Consider the following 24144-nt stretch of genomic DNA (forward strand, 5'->3'; position numbering starts at 1 on the left):
AGGTTGGAAAAGGCTGAGTTCAATAGCAGCCGGCTCGGTGCTGATGGCCGTCTCCAGGGCGGCAGTTGAGCGTTCGGCCAGGTGGGGGGATGTCGCCGTGGATCGTGTCAGATGAGCTGTGGGAGCGTCTGGAGCCGCTTTTGCCGCAGCGCGGGCGGCGCTTTCGGTACCCGGGTCGCAAGCCGTTGCCCGACCGGGATGCGCTGCGCGGGATCTTGTACGTGCGGCACACTGGGATCCAGTGGGAGTACCTGCCACAGGATCTCGGTTTCGGCTCGGGTATGACCTGCTGGCGCCGACTGCAGGACTAGGGCCTGTGTGACGTCGTGATCAATCAGTCGTCTTCAGCAGGTCGTTGATCCAGATCATGGAGGCCCGGAGGTGGAGGCCGGCGAGGTAGCTCTCGGGTGTCTTGTCGTATCGGGTCGCGATGCCCCGCCAGGCCTTCAGCTTGTTGATCAGGCGCTCGACGGTGTTCCGCTCCTTGTAGAGATCGGCGTCGTGGCGTGTGGGCCGGCCGCCGCGACTGCCCTTCTTCTTCCGGTTGGCGGCCTGGTCCTTCTTCTCCGGGATGACGGCCTTGATGTTGCGTCTGCGCAGGTAAGAGCGGTTGGCACGCGATGAGTAGGCCTTGTCCGCGGCGACAGCGTCAGGCCGGGTCCGGGGACGACCGACCGGCAGAGGGATCCGCACCTTCTGCAGCACGGGGACGAACTGCGGGCTGTCGGCAGCCTGTCCCGCGGTCAGGACGAACGACAAGGGACGACACTTGCGGTCTGCGGCGAGATGAACCTTGCTCGTCAGCCCGCCACGGGATCTGCCGAGCAGGGCTTGCTTCAAGCGGAGCTTGCGCCGTCGTCTGATGTGCCGCCGCTCTTCCCCCTCGGGGTCGTGACCTGCTTCCTGTCCGTTCTGTTCTGGCGGGCCGCCCCCTTTTGCCGGGCCCGCTCCTGCTCGGCGGCGGCATCCTCGAGGGCGTCCATGACCTCCTTGCCGATGCACATCCCGGCGGCGTCGTGGTGGGCCCGGGCGGTCGTGGAGTCCACGCTGACGAGGGACAAGTCCGTCTGCCCCTGACGGGCGGCCTCAGCGATCACGCCTTCCAGCAGCGCGGTGAAGACCCCGGCGTCCCTCCACACCCGGAAACGACCGTAGACCGTCGGCCACGGGCCGAACTCGCCGGGCATCTCCCGCCACTGGCTGCTGGTGCGGAACCGCCAGATCACCCCCTCGAACTGCTCCCGCAGCCGCTCGGGGTACGGGCCGTACTCGCCAATCGGCAGGAACGGCTCGATCAACTTCCACTGCTCGTCGGTGAGTTGCCTGCGCGTCACGATTCTCTTCCTACCGGATCCGCCTTCCATGCGGATCCGGATCGGCAAGATTGATCACGACGTCACACAGACCTAGGCGGCGCACACGCGGCACCGGTGTCGCGCGATGACAATGCGGCGCTCGGGACCCACCCCCGGTGCGCGCCCCGCCGGACGGTCACAACTCGCCGGCGCGGTCATCAGGCATGGCCGGTTCGCATGTGCGACAGCAGGGACCACTGCGGCGAGGGCCACAGACGAGCGCCGCGGTGATGTGTCGTGGCCAGCCACCACGGGGCGATGGCGTCACCGCTGGAGGTACGGGTAGGTCCAGGCCGTGGCGGGGGTGAGACTCTCCTTGATGAACCGCGGCGAGATCCAGCGCTGTAGTGCCAGGCGCGAACCGGTTCGGTCGTTGGTGCCCGAAGCCCGGCCGCCGCCGAAGGAGACCTGGCCCATGAGCGCACCGGTCGGCTTGTCGTTGACGTAGGTCATGCCGGCCGTGTTGCGGAGCGCGTCGAGGGCGCTCGAGATCGCCCGGCGGTCGGAGGCGAAGACGGACAGCGTCAACGCGTAGCCGCTGGCACGGTCGACCTCGCGCAGGACCGTGTCCCACTCGCAGTCCTCGTAGACGTACACGGTAAGCAACGGACCGAAGAACTCCTCCGACAGGGTGAACGCCGTCGGGTCGGTCGTGGTGTAGATCGTCGGGTCGACGAACCAGCCTGTCGAGGTGTCAGTCCTGCCGCCCACCAGGAGCTCGTGGGTGTCGAGCGCGTTCGCGCGGTCGAAGGCCGACTGCAGGCGGTCTGCGGCAGTCCGGTCGATCACCGCGCCGACGTACGTCTCGTGCTTGGTCGGGTCACCGACAGGCAGTTCGCGGACGATGTCGACCAGCTCGTCACGGAGTTTGTTCCACACCGAGCGCGCGATGTACGCGCGCGAGGCCGCGGAGCACTTCTGGCCCTGGTATTCGAAGGCCGACCGGACCAGCGCGGTGCGGACAGCGTCGATGTCCGCCGTCGGGTGTACGAGGACGGCGTTCTTGCCGCCGGTCTCGCCGACCAGCCGGGGGAAGGAACGATAGGTGTCGATGTTGTCGCCGATGGCGCGCCACAGGCTCCGGAAGACCGCCGTGGAGCCCGTGAACGTCAGGCCGGCGAAGTCCGGGTCCGCGATGGCGGTGGACGACACCGTGGCGCCCGAACCGTGGACCAGGTTGATGACACCGGGCGGCAGTCCGGCCTCCCCGAGGACCCGCATCGTGACCTCGGCCGCGAGAGCCGCCTTCTCCGCGGGCTTCCACACGACGGTGTTACCCATGAGGGCGGGAGTCGTCGGGAGGTTGACGCCGATCGCGGTGAAGTTGAACGGGGTGATCGCGAGGACGAAGCCCTCCAGCGGACGCTGGTCGAGGATGTTGATGTCACCGGGGAGCGACGCCGGCTGGTCGGCGAAGATCTGCTGCGCGAGGTGCGCGTTGAAACGCATGAAGTCGGCGAACTCGCTTGCGGCGTCGATCTCGGACTGGTGGAACGTCTTGGACTGGCCCGTCATGGTCGCGGCGACCAACTCGTCGCGATACTTCCCCGCGGCCAGGTCACCCGCGCGCAACATGATCGCCGCGCGCTCCCACCAAGGAGTGCGGGACCACTCGTGCGCTGTCGCGAGGGAGGCCGCGATCGCCTTCTTCGTCACGGTTTCGTCCGCCATGGCCAGGGTGCCGATAACGCTCTGGTGGGCGTGTGGCTCGACGACGTGCGTGGTGTCGGCGGTCATGATCCGCTCGCCGTTGACGACGTGTGGGATCTCCCGCGGGTTGACGCGGATGTTCTCGATCGCGGCTGTTACCGATCGCGACTCCGGCGATCCGGGCACGAAGTCCCGCGACGGTTCGTTTTTCGGCGCGGGCATCTGCGGGTTCGCGGCGATGCTGACGGGTGTGGCGGACATGAGGGTTCCCTTTCAGGTGGGTTGCTTGGCCTACGGCCGGCGGTGCTGAGGTCAGTGAGCGACGAGCTGGTTCTCAAGACGCCGGCGAGCGCTCGCGAGCGACCGTCGGGTGATCGCGATCGCCGCGTCGAGGTCTCGCTCCTCGAGCGCATCGATCAGTGCCAGCTGGGGCTCGGCTGCTGTCTCGCTTTGCGAAACGAGTGTGCAATGCGGTACGCCGATGTCCCGGCACCGAGCGGTCCGTCCAGGCCCTCGCGAGGAGGAAATGGGAAATTAACCCCGGCCGTCATGGCAGGCCGACGCAGCGTGCGGCGGTAATGCCGGCGTGAAGACGGGCGGTCGGGGGCCCGGGGATGGCGTCTGCCGCTCGGCTACTCTTCCGCCATGACCAGCAACGGGAGCCGCCCACGTGACCACTCGGTGCAGTCCGTCGAACGGGCAGTGTCGATCCTGCAGGTATTGGCCAGCCGGGGCCCCAGCGGCGTGACCGAGGTCGCCGAGAACCTGGGCATCCACAAGTCGACCGTGTTCCGGCTGCTGGCGACCCTGGAGTCCCGGGGCATGGTCGAGCAGGACACCGAGCGTGGGCGGTACCGCATCGGCTACACGATGGTCGAACTCGCGGCCGGGGCGAGCAAGGTGAACGACCTTTCCGTGCTGAGCCACCCCATCTGCCAGGAACTGGCCGCGGCCGTGGGCGACACCGTGAACGTCGCGGTCCGAGACGGGGACGACGTGGTCACCATCGACCAGGCGATCGCAAGTCGATCATGAGCATCGACTGGCTCGGCAAGAGCTCGCCGATACATGCCACCTCGGCGGGCAAGCTCTTCATGGCACACATGACCCCGGACGAAGTCGCGGAAATCCTCGCGGAGCGACCGAAGAAGTACACCCCGCACACCATCGTCGATCCAGTGCACTTTGCGGCGGAGCTGGAAGCGGTCCGCGAGCGGGGATATGCCGTCACCAGCGAGGAGCACGAGATCGGACTGGCCGCCATCGCCGCTCCCATCCGCTCCCTCGACGGAAAGGTCATCGCCGCCGTGACGCTGTCCGGGCCGACCTTCCGCATCAACGAGGACACCATTCCCGACCTCGCCGAACAGCTGATGGGAGCCGGCACGAAGATCTCCTGGCGCCGGGGCTACGTCAAGCGCGAATGAACATCACAGAGAGCCGACACGAGCTCTACGCGCCGGCCGAGGAGGCATCCAACCGAGCGATCATCGACGCGGTCGGGCACGTCGCGAACGCCCACGGCGTCAGCCGCGCACAGGTCGCGCTCGCCCGGCTGCGGCGCCAGCCGGTCGTCACCGCGCCGCTGGTCGGCGCCGGCTCGATCCCGCAGATCGACGAGGCCGTGGCCTCCCTCGGCATCGAGCTCACCGACGACGATGTGCGCGCCCTTGAGGCCCCGTACGCCCCCCGCTACGGCTGGCAGGGCGTCTCGGACGAAGCCGAGATGGAGGCCATCCGCAGGCGCGTCCCCGGAATGGCTCTCCCGTGAACTCCATCGTCCGTTCCGATTTCGCTGCCCGCGCCGGAGCCCTCCTCATCCTTCTCGGCCCGCTCGTGTCCTGGGTCGCCGAGTTCATCACCGCCGCCGCATGGCAGGACCCCGCCATACGGCTGGGACGCTGCCGTCGCCGATTGCGACTTCGTCCTCCACGTCGCCTCGCCGACCCTGCGCCACACGCCGTCCAACGACGACCTGGTGGTACCAGCACGCGAGGGCGTCCTGCGGGTGCTGCGCGCCGCCCGCGACGCAGGCGTGCGCCGGGTCGTCCTGACCAGCGCCTTCGGTGCCATCGGCATCGGGCACCCCCCGCTGGGCGAGGCAGAGCACGGCCGCCGCGGCCGGCCCAAGCCACCGAAGTGGGTCCTCGAACTGGGCATCGGCACCGAGCACCCGCCTGTTCAGATCCACAAAGGCGACTGCTACATGGCGGGCAAGCGCCGCCGCCCCGTCGACCGCGACGAAGCCCGCCGGCTACTCACTGAAGGCCTGCGATCGTGCGTCACTGCCAGCCGGACACCGCGCTGGGCATCCTCGACTTATCCGCCCGCCCGGCCCTCTTCCCCGCGGCGCATTGATCGAACATTTGTGCCGTCCGATCCTTATGCTGCGTGCGGTGGTCCACCCCACATCACCAGAAACCAGGACCCTGCTCATGACCAGTACTCCCCCGCCACCGATCACCGAGCCGGACCCCTCCACCTTCGCCTGCCCTGGCAGCCTGGTCGGCCCCTGCTCCGGATGCCAGCGCCCCACCCACAAATACGGCAGCGGTGGCAGCCCCCTGTGCCAGTGGTGCATGGCCCCCGTGCAGGAGAAGTGGGGCAACGGCGTCCGCTACACCAGCACCCGCCCGCGGGGCTGACCGCGACGCCCGGCACAGAGCGCGGCACGAGCAGGAGCGATGCAGTACCCGGACGGCGGACTGCCGGCGGGGAAGGCATGGCGCGTGACGTGGACGCTGCCGGAACCGATGCCAACCGCCCCCACGCCCCGCACCGAGCTGAGGCCGGGGTGAGCCGCGGAGCCGAAGTGGGACGGATACCGGGCCCTGCTCTTGGTCGATGCGGGACGGGCGTGTTGCGCTCGCGGCGTGGCACCGAGATGGTGCAGTCGTTCCCGGAGGTCGCGGCCGGCGCCGCCCGGTTGCCGAATGCGAATCAAACGCCCTCTCAGAGGCCAGGCCGCTGGGCTTGCCGGGGCAGCCTGCAGCCATGCTGCTCGGCTGTCCGTTGATCACGGATTTCCATTGGACACCGACAGAACCAGTACTTGCCCACTGGCCACAGCCCCAGATCGCCAGTTTCCAGCCGATCTACCTCTCGGCCAAGGGCTGCCTGCCGTTCCGCTGTGCCGCTACAGCCCTCTCGAGAGTGAGGTTGTCGGCCCAGCTGCCGTGGAAGCCGAACGGCACCCGGCTGGGCAGCTTGACCCGGGCGAGGGGAGTCCGGCGCAGATCGGCGGCGTCGTGGACGAGCAGCTCGCTGAGTCCGGTGTCGCGGTTCCACCACAGGGAGAGCAGATAGCCGTCGTCCTCCGCGCATGCGTCCTCACGGGCCACGAAGACCGGCTCGCTCGGGCTGGTCAGCCCGTCCGGTCCCTCGATCACCGTGGTGGTGTCGAGCAGGTTGTCGTGGCGGGCCAGGCCGTCGGACATGGTGTCGTCTGTCAGTCCGCGCGTGGTGACGAAGTAGCCGTAGCGGTTCTGCAGGCCGGTGTACGCGTCGTTGATCTTGGGGAACTCACCGGCGATGCCGCTGACCATCTCCTCCTTGACGCGTCCGGTCGTCAGGTCGATCCGCCAGCGGTAGGGCAGCGCCGGGAGGAACCACTCGTGCGAGCTCAGGGGCGTGTCCGGTTGAGATACCGGGTTGCCGAGCCGTTCGATGCGATGCCCGTCGACGACGAGCTCGCCGGCGAGTTCATACGTGTTGAAGAAATGGGTGTTGGCGAACTGGCCGCCGGCCTCGTGCCAGGTGATCTCATGGGTGCGTCGGTCCATCAGCACGATCTGCACTCCGTGCGGCAGCGCGTTCTCGTCCCACACGACGCCCGGCCGCCCCTGCGCCAGGAGGTCGAGCCGGAACTGGGCGGGCGTGACGAAGAAGACGGCGTAGTTCTCACTGACCGTGAAGTCGTGCATCAGGACCGGCACACCGATGTCGAACGTGTGCGAGTCGATGACCCGGCCGGTCGCCACATCGGCCCGGTACCAGGTGATCGACGGTCCCATCGCGGCGAAGAAAAGCATGTCGCCGGTGTTCGGGTCGATTTTGTAGTGGGCGGCGCAGACCAGGTCGATGCCACCGTGGAAATCGTGGGTTCCCAGAGTCCTGAGGCTCTCGGGGTCCATCCGGTGCGGGAGCCCGCCCTCGTAGTAGACGAGCAGATCGTCGCCGAAGACGCCCACGTTGGTGTTGGCGAGGTTCTTCCCCTGCGGGGCATCCTCCGGCAGGCTGCCGGGGACACCACCGTTGACGAAGCCGCTGTAGAGAGCCTCCCCGGCCTCGACCTCGACCTTCATGGAGTCGGTCTCGACCCAGCGGGTGCGGTAGGCGGCCTTCCCCTCGCGCAGGTAGACGGCACACACCATGCCGTCGCCCTCCCACCAGTGGTAGCGGTCGAGGTCGCGGGGCTGGAAGCGCGGGTTGGACGCGACGCGGAAGAGCGCGCCGGCGAGGTCGGGCGGGATCTCGCCGGTCACCTCGAGGTCGTACGCATCGTTCTCCTCCGTCCACGGGGCGAAGGGACCGGCCAGAAACTTGTTGTCGGTTGACGAGGCCGCGCCCGGGGCTGGGCGTGCGTCGGCCTTCGCTGCCTGGTGGGCTACTACGTTCATCGGCTGCGCGGGCATGAATGTGCTCCTAACGAGACAGGGCCGGGGTCAGAACGGGTAGTGCGGGAGATCTCCGCGGACGGTGACCCACTGCTGCTCGGTGAAGGCTTCGAGGTTGGCGGCCCCGCCCCCGTGGCGGGAGCCGTTGCCCGAGTCTCCGACTCCTCCGAAGGGGATGGTGGCCTCGTCGTTGACGGTCTGGTCGTTGATGTGGATCAGACCGCTGGGGACCCGCTCGGCCAGAGCGAGGCCCTTCATGACATCACGGGTCAGTATGCCGAGCGAGAGTCCGTACTCGGTGCCGGCGGCCAGTCGGACGGCCTCGTCGAGGTCGCGGAACGGGACGACCGGGGCGACGGGACCGAAGATCTCCTCCATGTAGGCGCGTGCCGTGAGCGGGACGTCGGCGAGCACGGTGGGCCGATAGAACAGCCCCTCGTACGAGCCGCCCGCCGCGATCCGGGCACCGGCGTCGGCGCTGTCGGTGACGATCCGGTGGACTTGGTCGAGCTGGCCGCTGTCGATGAGCGGGCCCATGGCCACGTTCTCACCGACGGGGTCCCCGACCGGCAGCGCCTCGGCGTGCTCGGCAAGGAGAGCCGCGTAGTCGTCGGCGATCGCGGCATGAACCAGATGGCGGCTGCTGGCCATGCAGATCTGCCCGGAATGGACGAACGAACCGTACGCGCCCACCGACACGGCCTTCTCCAGGTCCACGTCGTCCATGACGACGAGTGCGGAGTTGCCGCCGAGTTCCAGGTGGACGCGCTTGAGGCGCTGCGCCGCCGCGGTCGCGATGGCGCGCCCGGCCCGGGTGGAGCCCGTGAAGGCGATGACCGGGATCCGCGGGTGCTCCACCATGGCCGCGCCCACATCCGCACCGCCCGGCAGTACATGGAGTAGGCCCGTGGGAAGGCCCGCTTCCTCGAACACTCGGGCGAAGGTGACCCCGCCGCAGACAGCGGTACGGGGGTCGGGCTTGAGGATGACCGCGTTGCCGAGGGCGAGGGCCGGGGCGACGGCACGCATCGCCAGGATGACCGGCGCGTTGAACGGAGCGATGACACCGACGACACCTACGGGGAGCCGGCGGGCGAAGGACAGCCGCTGCTGCTGGGAGCGCAGCAGTTCCCCGTACGGGGCCGAGGCGAGGGCGGCGGCCTCGTAGCACTCCTCCGCACCACCCCCCAGGGTCTGGAATGCGGCGAACGGGCGGATCGCTCCCGACTCCCGCATCACCCAGGACTCGATCTCCTCGTGGTGCTGCTCGAAGAGTCGCGCGGCACGGCGCAGGACCGCCGCGCGTTCGGAATGGGGCAGGGCGGCCCACTCCCGCTGGGCCTGCACGGCCCGCTCAGCCGCCTTGTGCACATCCGCGGGCGTCGCCGAGCCGACTCGCCCCAGAGTCTTTCCGGTGGCCGGCTCGACGGCGCTGTAATCCTCGCCCGAGCCGTTGAGCCACTCGCCGGAGAAGATCCGGCCTTCCCAGGTGCTGTTGTCCAGAAGAGTCACGATGTCCTGTCTCCGCTTGTGTGTGGTGAACCGCCGGCCCGTCAGGCACGTGGCGGCTGGTGTTCCGGTGGCGCCCGGACGTCATCGCGGCTTCGTGAGCGCCGTCGCCGGTGTGCCGGCCGGCACGGCGTCATCCGCCTCCGCATCAGAGCCCGCCGGTTCCGGCTGAGCGCCGCTCTTGGTGGCGGTGTGCGTCTTCGTGGGTGCGCCGGCGGCATGGCCGTGGCGCAGCGCGATCGCGGCGATGACCAGGGCGATCAGAGTTGCCCCGGCACTGAGGTAGAGGCTGAGGTCGAGGCCCTGTTCCATGGCGGCACGGGCGAGCGGGACGACGGTATCGGACAACTTCCCCAGATCTGCGTTGGCGACGGCCAGCGCACCGCCCTGGTCGTTGACCGTGTTCGCCACGCCGAGCGCTTCCGGGGGGAGTCCGGAGTGCGCGAGTTTCTGGGTGAGGGCGCCGCCGGCGGTGCCGAGGGTCACGGCACCGATGACCGCTGGGCCCAGGCTCTGACCGGTCTCGCGGACGAGGCTGGTCACGGCGCTGGCCATGCCGGCGTACTCGATGTCGACGGCGCCGACCGCGACGGCGGTCAGCGAGGAGAACATGGTGATGAAGCCGGCGCCGAGCAGCAGGATCGGGCCGGTCATGGAGGCCAGGTCGGTGGCGTCGCCGGGAAGCAGCGCCATCCAGCTCTCACCTGCGGCCAGCGCGAGGAGTCCCGAGACCAGCAGGGTGCGGGGGTGCACCCGCTGCAGCAGTTTCGGCAGGAAGGGAGTGAGCAGCAGCGGAACCGCCTGGATGAGCGCGAAGGGGAGAGCCGCGTCCAAGGGCGAGAGGTGGTACACCGCCCCAAGTTTGATGCCCAGGGCGTACGCCGTGCCCATGAATCCGAACAGAGCCAGCAGACCGATGGCGGCGGCAGCGGCGAAGGCCGGCACCTTGAACAGTTCCAGCCGGAGCATCGGCGCCCGAGATCTGCGCTCCGCCACGAGGAAGGTCACGAACGCGACCGCCGCGACGGCGAAGGCGATCACGATGTGCGGGCGCGAGTACCCGTCGTTGGCGCCCTCGATCACCGCGTAGAGCAGCGCGAGCAGGGACAGTGCGATGGTGATCTGTCCGGGCCAGTCCAGTCCCCGCCCGGCCGGGTGCCGGGAGTCGACGACGAAGCGGGCGCTGACGGCCGCGGTGACCAGACCGCATACGGCCAGTGGCACGAAGGCCCAGCCCCAATGGGCGTGCTCGGCGGTGAAGCCGCTGAGCAGCGGGGAGATCATGGCACCGAAGGCGAGACTGAGGGCCCAGTAGGACAGTGCCTGGGCACGCGCCACGGCCTCCGGTGTGCCGGCCACGATCACCGCGAGCGAGGAAGGGAAGATCGCCGCTGCGCCAAGGCCGGCGACTGCCTGTCCCGTGATCAACTGGGTCATCGATCCCGCGGTGGCGGCGACGAGAGCACCGACGGTGATCAGCAACCCGCCGATGACGAGCAGGCGCCTGCGTCCGAAGAGGTCACCGAGGACGCCGTAGTTCAGCTCCAGGATCGCCGTGGGCAGGATGAACGCGGCGGGGATCCAGGCCAGCGCCGCGGCCGACGCCCCGAGGTCCCGTTCGATCACCCCGATGATCGGGGAGACGAGCGGGACGCCGATCTGGGCGACACAGATGGCGAGACAGGCGGCGATCAGAGTGGCCCGGTTCAGTGGAACCGGGCCTTTCTCCGTGTCCGGGGATGCGGTTCTCCCGGCAGCGGAACGGGTCATGAGGGGTGCCTCCAGGAGAGCTCGGTGAGAGTCCACGGGGATGGGACCGAGTGACGCCGCGACGATGTCCTGCAAACTCGGACGTCAGTTTCGCTCCGCAGGACGTTGCACCCGTAGGGCGTTCCCGGTCAAGAGGGAGGACGTGAGACTTTTCGCTGCGTTGACGCATGCCGACGGGTCCACCTATTGTCCTGATGAGCAAAAACGCAGTCCTGAAATGGAGGACAACATGGCGATCATTGGCCTCGGTCACACCGGCTTCTGGGTCCACGACCTCGAGAAGATGCGCGACTTCTACACCCGGGTCATGGGACTGGCGGTGACCGACGAGGACGAGGAACAGGGCATCGTCTTCTTCTCCTCACGTCCCCAGGAGGAGCACCACGAGTTCGTGCTCCAGCGCGGCCGTACCGCGCCGCCCGGTGCCAAGCTCACCCACCAGGTGTCGTGGCGGGTGGACTCGCTGGAGACGGTCCTCGAGTTCCACCACCGGTTCCGCGCCGAGGGCGTCGAGGTGCAGCAGGAGATCACCCACGGCAACGCGATCGGCATCTACTTCTTCGATCCCGAAGGCAACCGCAATGAGGTGTATCTGCGGATCGAGCGCGACGTACAGCAGCCGTTCCGCAAGACCCTCAACCTCGACCAGGACCCGGCCGACGTGCTGCACGAGGCGCAGCGACTGCTGACCGACGGCGGCCCGGCGTACCAGCCGGTCCAGTAGCCGGCGTGCCCCGCATCCCCGCGATCGAGGAGATCCCCTCATGACCGAAGCGGCACCGGAACCACAACCGAGGTCCCCGGCAGCCGAGGCGCCCGCCGTGCTGGTCGTCGGGGCCGGTCCCACCGGGCTCGCGGCCGCCCATCTGCTCGGCTCCATGGGCGTACGCGTACTGCTGGTCGAGCGCAACGCCACCACGAGCGACGCCGCCAAGGCGATCAGCCTCGACGACGAGTCGCTGCGGACCCTTCAGCTGGCCGGTCTCGACGAGGCGATCTACCCGATCATCGTCCCGGGCACCGGCACGAAGTATTTCGGCAGCGGTGGCCGGCCGCTCGTACACGCCCGCGGTTCAGGCGACCAGCCCTTCGGGCACCCCTTCAAGAACCCATTCGCCCAGCCCGACCTGGAGCGGGTGCTCCGCGAAGAACTGCGGCGCTTGCCCAGTGTCGAAACCCGCTTCGGCACCCGGCTGTTCTCCCTGGCGCAGGACACCGAGCAGGTACGGGTGGCCATCGGGCCGGCCGATGAGCCGGGCCCCGCCGAGCAGTTCGACGTCTCCTACGTCCTCGGCTGCGACGGCGGCCGCAGTACCGTACGCGACCAGCTCTCCATTCCCATGCGGGGCCGCAGCTTCCCCGATGTCTGGCTGGTCGCCGACACGCTCGGGGACCCGCACGACCAGCGCTACGGCATGCACCACGGCGAGCCCGGCCGCCCGACCGTCATCGTCCCGGGCCGCGAGGGCCGGTGCCGCTACGAGTTCCTGCTGAAACCCGGCGAGTGCGAGCCCGGCGAACCGCCTCCGCACGAGCTGGTGCGCGAGTTGCTGACGCCGTACCGGGACATCAGCCCGCAGCAGTTGGAACGCGCGGTGGCGTACAGCTTCCACGCCCTGCTGGCCGACCGCCTGCGCGAGGGACGCTGCTTCCTCCTCGGCGACGCCGCGCACATGATGCCGCCCTTCGCCGGGCAGGGCCTCAACTCCGGTTTCCGGGACGCGGCCAACCTCTGCTGGAAGATCGGCGAGGTCCTGTCCGGCCGGGCCGCCGACGCACTGCTCGACACGTACGACGATGAGCGCCGCCCGCATGCCCGGGCCGTGATCGACCTGTCCGTACGCCTCGGCCGCATCGTCATGACCACCAGCCGCGGCCGCGCCCGGCTGCGCGACCTGCTGGTGCGCGCCACCATGCGTACCTCCCGCGGACGCCGCTACCTCACCGAGATGCGCTACCGCCCCGACACGCGCATACGGTCCGGCGCCGTCGTCCATCTGAACGGACGAAACCAGCCGCTGGTCGGCAGGCCGCTGCCGCAGCCGCGAGTCCTGCGCGGTCCGCACCACCGGGTCACCCGGCTCGACGACGTGCTCGGGCAGGGCTGGAGTCTCCTGGGGGTCGCCGTGACCGACGCCGACTGGGCGGCCGCCTCGCGTGCGGGTCTGCCCGTCGGCACCCGGGTGGACGTCGTTCTCGACGACCGCGCGCCCCGCGACGGCGCGGGCCGTGCCGGTGTCGCGGACGCCGACGGCCGACTGGACGCCCTGTTCAAGAAGCTGACCGGTCACTTCGTCCTGGTGCGGCCCGACCGACTGGTCGCGGCGGTCTTCCTGCCCGACGAGTCAGACCACGTCGGTCTCAGCCTCCGTCGCTTCGCACCCCGCCCTGACGCCGACAGCGGCTCGTGGGATTCCACCACTCCCGCCGCGGGACAGGACGCCACGAGCGCGGGCGGGCGCCCCGACCCGCGGCGACAGCCCGCTCCAGATCCTCTCCGTTCCGACACCCCCGATACCCAAGGAGTACACCGATGAGACTCAGCACCGTCCGCCTTGTCACTGACCACCGCACCACCACCGCCGCCGCGCGCCACGAGGGGGACGAACTCGTCCTGCTGGCGTACTCCGACGTCGGAGCGCTGCTCGCGTCCGGGGACGACTGGCGGGACCGCGCCGACGCCGACGGCGAACGCATCCCGCTCGAGGGCGCTTCCCTCGCCCCCGTCGTCCCGCATCCCAACAAGATCGTCTGTCTCGGGCTGAACTACGCCTCGCACATCAAGGAGATGGGCCGTCCCACACCGGCCCATCCCACGCTGTTCGCCAAGTACGACGGCTCCCTCATCGGAGCGCACGACGCCATCCGGATGCCCGCCGTCAGTGACGACGTGGACTGGGAGGCGGAGCTCGCAGTCGTGATCGGCCGTCCCGCACGCAATGTGACCGCCAGTGAGGCCCTGGAGTACGTCGGCGGTTACACCGTGCTCAACGACGTCACCGTCCGGGACTGGCAGCACCGTACCCGGGAGTTCCTGTCCGGCAAGACGTTCGAGGCAACGACGCCCGTCGGGCCCGCGCTCGTCACCCCGGACGATCTGCCGCCCGGCGCCTCCGGACTGACGATCAGCTGCAGCGTCGACGGCCACACCATGCAGAAGTCAAACACGGAGGACCTGTTGTTCGACGTCGCTCACACCATCGCGTACGTCAGCACCATCATCACGCTGCTGCCCGGCGACCTGATCGCCACCGGAACACCGGGCGGAGTGGGCGCGGGACGCGATCCCAAGGTCTTCCTGCGACCCGGGCAGACACTCCTCACAGTGATCGAGGGCGTCGGCGAGCTGCGCAACACCGTGGTCAAGGAACGGGTGTAAACGCTCAGTCCCGCGCAGGCGCGCCCCGCGGCGCCAAACCGATAGGGTGTCTCGCATGTCAGGAGCAGCGTCCCCCGCATACCGTGAACGTAACTCTACGGCCGATCGGGCACTGGACATCCTGATGATGTTCACCGACACCCAACTCGTCATCTCCGGCAGCGCCGTCGCGGAACGACTCGGTGTCGCACGCTCGACCGCGTACCGATACCTGCAGTCCCTCGTCAACAGCAGGTTCCTCGAAGAAGCCCCGGGCGGTGGGTTCCGTCTGGGGCTGCGCGTGATGGAGATCGCACGGCTGGCACGACGCAGCTACGGCCTGCCCGAGATCGCGCTGCCGGCGATGACGGCGCTGTCCGAGGACATACAGGAGACGGTGCTGCTGACCCGGCGCGCCGGGGATCTCGTGGTGTGCGTGGAACGTGCGGAGGCCGGGACACGCGCCGTGCGGATCTCCTACGAGCGTGGCAGCTCTCTCCCCCTCAACGCGGGCGCCTCCGCCCTCGTTCTCCTGGCCTGGAGCCCCTCGGACGAGGCGCGGCGACTCCTGGAGGCGACCGAGCTGCGCCGGTTCACCTCGGCCACGCTCACGGACGTCGACACCCTCATGGACCGCCTCTCCCGTATCCGCCGCACCGGGTACTCGGTCACCCGCGGCGAACTCGATACCGACGTGGTGGGAATCGCCGCACCGATCCATGACGAGAGCGGACAGGTGGTGGCGGCGGTCAGTGTGGCGGCCCTGTCCTCCCGGGTGTACCCCGAGGCCGAGGCGGAGATCATCGGAAAGGTGCTGACCACGGCACGCGACATCAGCGACCGGATGACCGCCCTCAGCGGGTGACCGTGCCGTGTCCTGACACCCCGGAGCGCCGCGCCGTAATCCTCCACCAGGACGCGGATCACGACCGCCGGAAAGGTCGGTGAAGCGCTCCCCGCGACACGAGCCGATCCGCTGGCCGTTGCGCAAGATGCGGTACTTCGAGCCAGAGTGGCCGCCCAGAGCAGCAGTCCCACCCGCAAGATCAAGACAACAGGGTAATGATCGTCAGACCCTTTTGAGGCGCGCCTGACCGTACGGGTACACACGCGGTGACTCGCCGTTACGGCCATTCAGCAGGCCCGGATAGCCGGTCACGGCAGTTCTGCAGACGGGGCAGGTGAAGCCGCGGCAACTGGTGGACGACACCGACAACATGAAACACGTGCGAAACGGGTGATTCGTAAACTCCGGAACGTGCGCCTGAGAGTACTTGAAGCCCCCAGCGAGTGGAGTCGGTTCACCGAGGGTTCCGTCGAACGCCGCATGCTGCTGGCCCTCGGCGACCGGCTCGGCACGAGTCTGCGTCCGAAGCCGCTCATGCTGCCCGACGGCAGCCGTGTCGAGGTCGAGGGAATCGACACCGCGGGCCGCGTGCTCGTCCAACTCGTCAGCAATCAGGGCGCCTACAAGCCCGCCTACCGCAACAAGGTCATGGCGGACATGTTCAAGCTGCTCTGGCTGCGGGACTCGGTGCCGACCGCCGAGCGCACGGTGCTCCTCGTCACCGAGCTGATCGTGCAGGCGCTCGGCGGCTGGGTGGCACGTGCGGCGGTGGACCTCGGCATCGAGGTCTACGTCTTCGACGGAAGCACGGTCGTAACTCTGCAGCGCAGCACGTAAAGCCCGCGAAACACAACAGGGCGGGGCGCCGAAACGCAGCATTCCTAGAGTCGGGAGCACCTAAGCGGATTTCCGCGTGGCAGCCTCCCCGCACTCGCTACGCACGCTCTCCGACTTCCAGGATCGGGCCTTCGTGCTCGCGACATGGATGGGAGCGTGAAGGTGACTGGCACGCCAGCACTTGAGTTGCGGTCGGTACACCGGGTCTACGGATTCGGGCCGTCCGCGACGAATGCCCTCGACAACGTGGATCTGACGGTGCCGCCCGGCCGCTTCGTCAGCCTCATCGGTCCCAGCGGCTGCGGCAAGTCGACACTGCTGCGCATCGTGGCCGGCCTCGAGCAGCCCGACCGGGGCGAGGTCCGGGTGCACGGCGTGCCCCCGGCGCAGGCATGCGCCGCCAAGATGATCGGGCTCGTGCCGCAGAGCCCGGCGTTGCTGCCTTGGCTGTCCGTGCTGCGGAACGTCTCACTGCCGCAGAAGATGAACAAGGGTGCCGCCGGCCGCCGCGAGCGCATCGCCGGCTTCGCCGGGCGGGGGGCCACAGCGGATTCCGACATGAGGGATCTCCTCGTCAAGGCGGGTCTCGGTGAGGCCATGGACAAGCTCCCGGCAGAGCTGTCCGGCGGCATGCAGCAGCGTGCCGCGATCGTGCGCGCCTTCGGCCTGCGGCCCGACGTGCTCGTCATGGACGAGCCGTTCTCCGCACTCGACGAATTCACTCGCGAGAGCCTCCAGGACCAACTGCTCGACCTCTGGGACGAGCTGAAGACGACCGTCCTGTTCGTCACCCACTCCGTCCCCGAGGCCGTCCGGCTCTCCGACACCGTAGTCGTCATGGCCCCGCGCCCCGGCCGCGTCGTGGACACCATCGACGTCGACCTGCCCCGGCCGCGCGGTGAGCGCCTCTTCGGGGAGCGCCGTTTCCACGAGTACGAGGACCTGATCCGAGACCGCCTTCGCCGTGCCTGGCACGGCGAAGCCGCCTGAGTGGGAGCGCGGAGAGATGACCGTAGCCGACGAACGCACCACCCTGGCGACCGAGACGGCGCCGCCCGTCGAGCCGTCGCGCTTCAGCCTCAGCCACCCGAGGTCCCGGATCGCGTGGATCCGCCCGTCCGTCTGGTCGCCTCTTCTCGTGATGCTGGCGATCCTCGCCGCCCTCTGGCAGTGGGGAGCCGACGAGCTGCCGTACCTGTTGCCGACGCTGCCGGACATCGGCCACTCGCTCGCCACACAACTCGGCTACTACGTCGACAACGCCCTGGTCACCCTGGGCGAGGCGGTGCTCGGCCTCGCGATGGGCTTCGTCGCCGCGTTCGTTCTCGCGGTGCTGACCAGTGAGCTCCCACTGGTACGCCGGGCGGTCATGCCGATCGCGGTTGTCCTCAACGTCACTCCGCTCGTGGCCATCGCACCGGCGCTGGTCGTGGCCTTCGGCTTCGGCCCGCTGCCCAAGCTCGTCATCGCCGGCCTGATCTGCTTCTTCCCGCTCCTGATCAACACCGCGATCGGTCTGCGGTCCGTGTCGCAGCAGGTGCTGCAGGTGTACCGGACGATGGACGCCGGCCGCGTCGAGTTGCTGTGGCACGTGCGCATCCCCAACGCGCTGCCGTTCTTGTTCGCGGGTCTGCGCATCGTCTTCCCGCTGTCGCTCGTCGGCGCCGTGGTAGCCGAGATGTCGGCGTCGGGATCGGCCCGCGGCCTCGGCACCGTGATCAGCGTGGCCTCGTCCATGAACCAGTTGCCGGTCGTATACGCGGCGATCCTCGTCCTCGCGGTCATGGGTGTGCTGCTGCTGCTCGCCGTGACGCTGGTCGAGCGCCGCGTTCTCCACTGGCACGACAGCGCCCACAACTGACTCGGTTCATCTCCCTGCACAGCCCGGGGCCCGCGATCGTCCGGGCTCTGGCGACCCATGCCCTCATCCGCACCGTTCCCCGGCGGCCACCGCCAGTTTGGAGTCACCCATGTCACCCTCGCAGTCCCGCCTCATCAGATCCGGGCTCGCATCCATCGCCGCGATTACGCTGACGACCGGCGTCGCGGGATGCGGCTCGGAATCCGACGCCAGCACCTCGACCGGCTCGGAAGGCTCCGCCATCTCCGCGAAGCGGTGCGCCGAGAACAAGGCCGCCGGCAAGATCACCTACCTGTCGGGCTACCAGTACCAGTCGTCGGTGTCGATCCTCGAGTACGTCGCCGCAAGCAAGCTCGGGTACTTCAACGACCTCTGCCTGAACGTGGCTCTCCAGCCCGGCACCGGCGATACGGCGCAGAACGCCAAGCTGCTTGCCAGCGGCCAGGCGACCGTGAGTCCCGTCGCCCAGCAGGACCTCATCCAGGCCCGGGCCAACGGGATCGACATCACGGGTATCTCCTCGTACTCGGACGCCGGCCTCGAGATCCTGATGACGAACAAGGACATCACCAAGCTGACCCAGCTCGACGGCAAGGTCGTCGGCCACAAGGGCCACGTACCCGCCACCGTCCAGGCGATGCTGGTCAAGGCCGGAGTCAAGTGGGACTCGCTCAAGCTGGTCAAGCAAGGCTACGACCCTTCCGTACTGCCACGCAGGCAGGGCGGGCTCGAAGCCCTCACCGGGTTCGTCTCCAACGAGCCCAACCAGCTCAAGGCGGCCGACGACGCCGTCACGGTGTGGAGGCCGATCGACTACGGCGTCCCGAGCTCGCTCGGCGCGATGGCGGTGAATCCGGCGTTCGCCAAGGCGCACCCGCACGCCGTCGAGGACATCCTGCGCGCCGCGCTGCACGCCTACGACTACTGCTCGGCCGACGACCAGCACATCGCCGAGTGCGTCGGGTATGCGGCCCAGCTGTCCGGACCGACGTACGACAAGAAGCTCAACACGGCCATCTGGAAGACCGAGACGCAGGTCGTCAAGGAAAACGCCACGGCCGGACAGCCGATGGGCGGCATCGATCTCAAGAACGTCGCGGCGCTCGTCGACATGCTGCACCAGTTCAAGACCGTGCCCGACAGCGTGACTTCCGCCCAGGCCAAGGGTTGGTTCGACGCTTCCCCCGTGAAGAACATCTACGCCGCCGACAAGCTCGTCTGGCCCGCCCCGTAACCGCATCGCGCCGGGCCGGCCCCGCTCGGTCCCCGGCGCCTGCCGCAGCATCAGCAACCTCATGGAAAGGCTTACCAACGTGCCCGCGAAAGAATATGGAGTGTTCCTCCCCATCGCGAACGGGGGCTGGATGCTGTCCACGACCGCGCCACACCCGGAGGCGGCCTACGGGTGGAACAAGCGCGCGGCCCTGCACGCGGAGGCCATCGGTCTCGACTTCATCATGTCGATGGCGAAGTGGCGCGGCTTCGGCGGCAGCACCGACCACTGGGGCCGCTCGCTGGAATCGATGACGATGATGGCGGCGCTCGCCGAGGCGACCAGCCGGGTCAAGATCTGGGCGACCGTGCACACCAACGTCCACAACCCCGCCATCGCGGCGAAGATGTTCACCACCCTCCAGGACATCTCCGGCGGCCGCGCCGGCATGAACATCGTCAACGGCGCCTACGCGGAAGAGTTCGAGCAGTACGGGGAGTGGGACCCGCGGCTCAGCCACGAGGACCGCTACCGGATGACGGACCTGTGGACGGAGGCGGTCACCCGGCTGTGGACCGAGGACTCCGTCACCATGCACACGCCCTACTTCGATCTCGTCGACTGTGAGTCACGCCCGCATCCGGTCAGCCGCCCGACCATCATCAACGCGGGCAAGTCACAGGACGCGCGCCGATTCCAGGCCACCTACGCCGACGGGGCCTTCCTCGGCGCCGCAACCCTCGACGACATGCGGACGCTCTCGGCAGACGTACACGGACGGGCGAAGGCCAACGGCCGGGTCTGCAAGACCTACTCGATGCTCACCGTCGTCCAGGACGAAACCGACGAGCTGGCCGCCAGGAAGGTGAAGGAGTGGGGCGCGGGTCTCGACCGCGAGGCACTCACCCACATGCGCCGCACCTGGGGCGTGCCCGAGGACCAGGCCCGTGCGTGGGCCGAGGGCGCCGACGGCGAGGCGGCGTTCCAGACCGCGTACGTCGCGGGATCGGCGCGAACGGTCACCGATCACATCGAGTACATCGTGCGCGAGGCCGACCTGGACGGACTCATGCTGATCTTCCCGGAGTACGACAAGGACATGCTGCTGTTCGGCGAGACCGTACTGCCGGCCCTGCGCGACCGCGACGAAAGGGCGGTCTGATGTCCGACCTGCGCGACAGACAACTCGCCCACCTGACCCGGCCCGGCAGCAGGCCCGCACTGGTCGTGGTCGACGTCCAGTACGACTTCGCCGATCCGGACCGCATGGGGGAATACGGCCTGACGGATGCCGCCCTGGTTGCTCTCGACCAGGCGGTCACCCGCATCGGCGACCTCGTCGACGCCGCCCGTGCGGCAGACGTGGCCGTCATGTGGGTCGAGTTGGGCAGTGCCCCCGCGCGGCCGTGGCGGTCGGGCAACTGGCTGCGCGGAGGCGACTACGACGCGCCCATGAGCCAGGCCGAGCCGTGCGTCCTCGGTACGCCCGGGGCCGAGTGGTACCGCGTGCAGCCTGCCGAGGGCGAAACGCGCGTAGTCAAGCGCGCGTACAGCGGCTTCCTCGGCACCGACCTCGACGCGCGGCTCCGCGCGGCCGGCTGCGACTGGCTCACCGTCGTGGGCCTGACGAGCGAGTGCTGCGTCCAAGCGACCGCCCTGGACGCCATGCAACTGGACTGGCCCGTCGTCGTCCCCCGGGACGCCACGGCCGCCTACGACCTCGACGTCAACGCCGCGGCCCTCGCGCAGATGGGACTCAACGTGGCCGTACTCAGCGACACCGACGAAATCGTCGAACTGTGGAAGAAAGGCGTGCGGTGAACGGCATGCACATCGGCTTCGACCTGTCCTTCACCCACACCGAGGGCGCGTGGGCCCGGCAGGGCTCATGGGTCGGGCGGGACTTCCCGGACGTACGCATGTACATGGAGCTCGCGCGGACGGCCGAACGCGCCGGCGTCGGCATGCTGTTCTTCGGCGACGGCAGCGGCATCCCCAGCACCTGGCGGGGGAACATCGAACCGGCCGTGGAGTGGGGCATCCAATGGCCGCGCCACGACATGTCACCGGTCATCGCGGCGATGTCCACCGTGACCGAGAAGATCGGCTTTGGACTCACCTACTCGTCGACGTTCATGCACCCGTTCTACGTCGCCCGGCTGCTGAACTCGCTCGACCACGTGACGAGTGGGCGCATCGCCTTCAACGTGGTCGCCTCGACGCGCGGCGCGGACGCGGCCAACTACGGATTCGCGGAGCTGATGGACCACGACCTGCGCTACGAGCGGATGGAAGAGTTCCTCGCGGTCTGCCGCGGGCTGTGGGACTCGGTGGCACCCGACGCCATCGTGCGCGACCGGGAGACGGGCCGGTTCGCCGACCCCTCGAAGGTGCACCCGATCGATCACCAGGGGCGCTTCTTCACCGTCAAGGGCCCACTCGCGTCGGTACCCAGTCCGCAGTACCACCCGCTCATCGTCCAGGCGGGCAACTCGCCCCGCGGCATCGCCGCGTCAGCCCGGTTCGCCGATCTGGTCTTCGGCTTCGGCGGCAACATCACGGCGCAGCAGAACCATCGCAAACTGCTCGACGAGGCACTCCTCGCCGAGGGGCGTGACCCGGCCCGCACCGGCATCCTCTGGGCCACGCAGGTCATCGTCGGCCGCACGGCGGCCGAAGCACGGGCACGCCGCGACGCTGTGCAGGAGTTCTGGAACGAGGAGGCCGTCGCCACCTACCTGTCGCACAACGCCGGCTACGACTTCTCCACGCTGCCGCAGTCGTTCCGCCTGGCCGAGCTGCGCGACGAGATTGTCGCGGCCAACGCCAGTCCAGGGGGCCTCATCGGCTCGCTCGTCGCCGAGTTCGGCGAGGACCACACGATGAGCCGCGGCGAGTTCTTCACACACGGCCGCGGGAGCGCGACGGGACTGGACCACAGCATCGTAGGTGACTCCGCCACTGTCGCCGACGCCTTGGAGGAGAACTTCGCCGCGACCGGATCACGCGGCGGCTACATGCTCTCCTGCCCGCTGGCCATGCCCTCGGGCTTCGCCGAGATCAGCGAGCTGCTGCTGCCTGAGCTGCGCCGCCGCGGCGCACTCTCACCGGCCTACACCGGCGCCACGCTGCGCGAGAACCTGGCGGTGTGAGATGACTGCAGGGAGCGAGCGACGTCACTGGCTCGCCCTCGGCAGCCTGTGCGCGGGGTTCTTCATGCTGTTGCTGGACAGCACTGTCACCTCGGTCGCGCTGCCCGCGCTGATCACCGGCCTGCACACCAGCGAGACCCTCGCGATCTGGGTCAACAGCAGCTACCTCATCGCCTATGCGGTGCCCCTGATCGCCGCGGGACGGCTGGGCGACCGCTACGGCCACCGGCGTGTCCACCTGCTCGGACTCGCGGCCTTCACGTTCGGTTCACTGTTGTGCGCGCTGGCCCCCACCGTCGAGGCACTCATCGGATGGCGGATGGCACAGGGCGTCGGTGCAGCGCTGATGACGCCGCAGTGCCTCACCCTCATCAAGGCGTTGTTCCAGCCGCCGCGTCTGGCCGTCGCACTCGGCATCTGGGGCGCGGTCGGCGGAGCTGCGGTGGCCGCCGGGCCGCTCGTGGGCGGCCTGCTCGTCGCCGTCGGAGGCTGGCCCGCGGTGTTCTGGGTCAACGTCCCGGTCGGCGTCGCGGCGATGGTCGCGGTGTCCGTGTTCGTGCCCGCCCTGCCCCGTCAGGAGGTGGGCATCCCGGTGTGGGCGTTCTGCGCGAACGCGACCGGCGTGGGCACACTCGTCCTCGGCATCCAGGGCACGGACGCCGCGAGCGCCTTCGTGCTGGGCGTCCCCCGCTGGCTGCTGACCGTCACCGGCGCGCTGGTCGTCGCGGCCGTGGTCTGGCTGCAGCGTCGCGACGGGCAGCGCGCGCTCGTGCCGGTCGCGTTGCTGCACAGTCGCGGATTCGTCATCGCGGCCTGGGGCGGCGCCGCCGCGGCCTTCAGCGCTGGCTCGGTCATGATCCCGCTGATGCTGTACCTCCAGCAGGAGCGCGGGCTCGCCCCTGGAGCGGCGGCGCTCACCCTCGTACCGATGGGCGTGCTGTGCCTGCTCGGTGCTCCGGTCTCGGCCCGGCTCAACAACGGAATCGGACCACGCGCCGTCGCCGTCATCGGATCGTCCGCGCTCGTCCTGTCCATCGGGGCCTCGGCGGTACTCGTCGCGACGGACGCACCGGTCCCCGCACTGACCACCGCCTTCGCGGTGTACGGAGTGGCCAACTCGTTCGTCTGGTCACCCTTGTCGATCGCGGCGGTGACCACGGTCGCTCCGGACGAGATTGGGGCAGCGTCGGGAACCTTCAACGCCATGAAGCAACTCGGCGCGGTGCTGGGCAGCGCGGCCTGCGCCGTTCTCCTGGCCGGGTTCGGCTACGCCCCCACCCTCGGCGGACTCGCCGCCGCCGGACTCCTCTGCCTCCTCGCGTCCGTAACCCTCCGAATCGACCACCCCGGGGCCGGATCCCCAGCAGCATCCGTTGCCGCCCCTCCCACCTACAGGAATCGCCTGATGAAAGCTGTCGCCGAAATCGGCAATCCCAAGGCCGGCTCACGCACCCACGATGCCGCGGAACGCCTCGCGGCGGGCTCACCTGAACATGGCGGTCCGGGGCCGGACTGCAGGCGCGTTGGGGAATCGAGCCCCAGCAGCGTCCTCTCCCGAGCAACCGGTCGAATCGTCCACGGCGCGGCCAGGGGGAAGGAACTGGGCTTCCCCACGGCGAACATCGATGTCGACCCAGCGGCACCGATTCCCGACGACGGCGTCTACGCGGGACGGTTCACGATCCTGCAGGGGGCCGACCCGGATGACGCCCGGGCTTTCGCCGAGCCTTGCCCAGCGCTCGTCTCGATCGGGCCGAACGTCACGTTCGACGCCACGACCCGGACGATCGAGGCATACGTCCTCGACTTCGACGAGGACGTCTACGGGTGCCTGGCCGAAGTCCGCTTCGAGTGGTTCATCCGACCCCAGATCAAGTTCCAGACCGCCGACGACCTCATCGCCCAGATGAAACAGGACGAGGCGCGTGGGCGCCAGTACTTCCAGTCGGACAAGATGCGAGGTGACCAATGAGTGA

19 protein-coding genes and 4 pseudogenes are annotated in these 24144 nt (G+C 68.9%); 18 read left to right on the forward strand and 5 right to left on the reverse strand.

The window, feature by feature from the left end; genetic code table 11:
• Positions 1–89: 89 nt before the first annotated feature.
• Positions 90–308: pseudogene (locus ACZ5XS_RS33840) on the forward strand (transposase); the annotation flags it as partial.
• Positions 309–330: 22 nt separating this feature from the next.
• Here ACZ5XS_RS33840 and ACZ5XS_RS33845 read toward each other — a convergent pair.
• Positions 331–1334: pseudogene (locus tag ACZ5XS_RS33845) on the reverse strand (IS5 family transposase).
• Positions 1335–1619: 285 nt separating this feature from the next.
• Complete coding sequence (gene pruA, locus ACZ5XS_RS33850; protein WP_468657829.1) at positions 1620–3266, reverse strand: L-glutamate gamma-semialdehyde dehydrogenase; 1647 nt, start codon at positions 3264–3266, stop codon at positions 1620–1622.
• Positions 3267–3650: 384 nt separating this feature from the next.
• Between pruA and ACZ5XS_RS33855 the strand changes: the two genes are divergently transcribed.
• The 5 genes and pseudogenes from ACZ5XS_RS33855 to ACZ5XS_RS33875 all read left to right on the forward strand — a co-directional run bounded on the left by ACZ5XS_RS33855 (position 3651) and on the right by ACZ5XS_RS33875 (position 5650).
• Positions 3651–4040, forward strand: coding sequence for an IclR family transcriptional regulator (locus ACZ5XS_RS33855; protein WP_468657831.1), 390 nt, complete (start codon positions 3651–3653; stop codon positions 4038–4040).
• Positions 4037–4432, forward strand: coding sequence for an IclR family transcriptional regulator (locus ACZ5XS_RS33860; protein ID WP_468657833.1), 396 nt, complete (start codon positions 4037–4039; stop codon positions 4430–4432). Before ACZ5XS_RS33855 ends, ACZ5XS_RS33860 begins: the two co-directional genes overlap by 4 nt.
• Positions 4433–4455: 23 nt before the next feature.
• Positions 4456–4776: pseudogene (locus tag ACZ5XS_RS33865) on the forward strand (aldo/keto reductase); the annotation flags it as partial.
• A gap of 114 nt (positions 4777–4890) precedes the next feature.
• A pseudogene (locus ACZ5XS_RS33870) lies at positions 4891–5097 on the forward strand (aldehyde reductase); the annotation flags it as partial.
• 343 nt (positions 5098–5440) lie between these two features.
• On the forward strand, positions 5441–5650 hold the full coding sequence (locus ACZ5XS_RS33875) for a hypothetical protein (RefSeq protein WP_468657835.1): 210 nt from the start codon (positions 5441–5443) through the stop codon (positions 5648–5650).
• Between the two features lie 450 nt (positions 5651–6100).
• On the opposite strand, the gene ACZ5XS_RS33880 is transcribed toward ACZ5XS_RS33875, so the two are convergent.
• From ACZ5XS_RS33880 to ACZ5XS_RS33890, 3 genes are all read right to left on the reverse strand, one after another.
• On the reverse strand, positions 6101–7639 hold the full coding sequence (locus ACZ5XS_RS33880; protein WP_468657837.1) for a carotenoid oxygenase family protein: 1539 nt from the start codon (positions 7637–7639) through the stop codon (positions 6101–6103).
• 30 nt (positions 7640–7669) lie between these two features.
• Positions 7670–9133: an aldehyde dehydrogenase family protein gene (locus ACZ5XS_RS33885; protein WP_468657839.1), complete on the reverse strand. Its 1464-nt coding sequence runs from the start codon at positions 9131–9133 to the stop codon at positions 7670–7672.
• An 81-nt stretch (positions 9134–9214) separates the two neighbouring features.
• Positions 9215–10900 carry an MFS transporter gene (locus ACZ5XS_RS33890; RefSeq protein WP_468657841.1) on the reverse strand — a complete coding sequence of 562 codons (1686 nt, stop codon included), beginning with the start codon at positions 10898–10900 and terminating at the stop codon, positions 9215–9217.
• Positions 10901–11129: 229 nt separating this feature from the next.
• On the opposite strand from ACZ5XS_RS33890, the gene ACZ5XS_RS33895 reads away from it, so the two are divergent.
• The 12 genes from ACZ5XS_RS33895 (at position 11130) to ACZ5XS_RS33950 (ending at position 24140) form a co-directional block, all read left to right on the forward strand.
• A complete protein-coding gene (locus tag ACZ5XS_RS33895; protein ID WP_468657843.1) occupies positions 11130–11624 on the forward strand; it encodes a VOC family protein in 495 nt (164 codons plus the stop codon).
• 40 nt (positions 11625–11664) lie between these two features.
• A complete protein-coding gene (locus ACZ5XS_RS33900; protein ID WP_468657845.1) occupies positions 11665–13437 on the forward strand; it encodes a bifunctional 3-(3-hydroxy-phenyl)propionate/3-hydroxycinnamic acid hydroxylase in 1773 nt (590 codons plus the stop codon).
• Positions 13434–14279, forward strand: a complete 846-nt coding sequence (locus tag ACZ5XS_RS33905) for a fumarylacetoacetate hydrolase family protein (RefSeq protein ID WP_468657847.1) — start codon at positions 13434–13436, stop codon at positions 14277–14279. Before ACZ5XS_RS33900 ends, ACZ5XS_RS33905 begins: the two co-directional genes overlap by 4 nt.
• A gap of 55 nt (positions 14280–14334) precedes the next feature.
• Complete coding sequence (locus tag ACZ5XS_RS33910; protein WP_468657849.1) at positions 14335–15123, forward strand: IclR family transcriptional regulator; 789 nt, start codon at positions 14335–14337, stop codon at positions 15121–15123.
• A gap of 393 nt (positions 15124–15516) precedes the next feature.
• Positions 15517–15942 carry a hypothetical protein gene (locus ACZ5XS_RS33915; RefSeq protein ID WP_468657851.1) on the forward strand — a complete coding sequence of 142 codons (426 nt, stop codon included), beginning with the start codon at positions 15517–15519 and terminating at the stop codon, positions 15940–15942.
• A 162-nt stretch (positions 15943–16104) separates the two neighbouring features.
• Entirely contained in the window at positions 16105–16932 is an 828-nt protein-coding gene (locus tag ACZ5XS_RS33920) for an ABC transporter ATP-binding protein (RefSeq protein WP_468657853.1), read from the forward strand.
• A 16-nt stretch (positions 16933–16948) separates the two neighbouring features.
• Complete coding sequence (locus tag ACZ5XS_RS33925) at positions 16949–17803, forward strand: ABC transporter permease (RefSeq protein ID WP_468657855.1); 855 nt, start codon at positions 16949–16951, stop codon at positions 17801–17803.
• 109 nt (positions 17804–17912) lie between these two features.
• A complete protein-coding gene (locus ACZ5XS_RS33930; protein ID WP_468657857.1) occupies positions 17913–19037 on the forward strand; it encodes an ABC transporter substrate-binding protein in 1125 nt (374 codons plus the stop codon).
• A 79-nt stretch (positions 19038–19116) separates the two neighbouring features.
• Complete coding sequence (locus ACZ5XS_RS33935) at positions 19117–20178, forward strand: LLM class flavin-dependent oxidoreductase (protein ID WP_468657859.1); 1062 nt, start codon at positions 19117–19119, stop codon at positions 20176–20178.
• Complete coding sequence (locus ACZ5XS_RS33940) at positions 20178–20837, forward strand: cysteine hydrolase family protein (protein WP_468657861.1); 660 nt, start codon at positions 20178–20180, stop codon at positions 20835–20837. Before ACZ5XS_RS33935 ends, ACZ5XS_RS33940 begins: the two co-directional genes overlap by 1 nt.
• Positions 20816–22168, forward strand: coding sequence for an NtaA/DmoA family FMN-dependent monooxygenase (locus tag ACZ5XS_RS33945; RefSeq protein ID WP_468657863.1), 1353 nt, complete (start codon positions 20816–20818; stop codon positions 22166–22168). The genes ACZ5XS_RS33940 and ACZ5XS_RS33945 overlap by 22 nt, the downstream gene beginning before the upstream one ends.
• 1 nt (position 22169) lies before the next feature.
• Entirely contained in the window at positions 22170–24140 is a 1971-nt protein-coding gene (locus tag ACZ5XS_RS33950; RefSeq protein WP_468657865.1) for an MDR family MFS transporter, read from the forward strand.
• The last annotated feature ends 4 nt before the right edge of the window (positions 24141–24144 follow it).

The organism is Streptomyces sp. NPDC033131 (assembly GCF_055578365.1).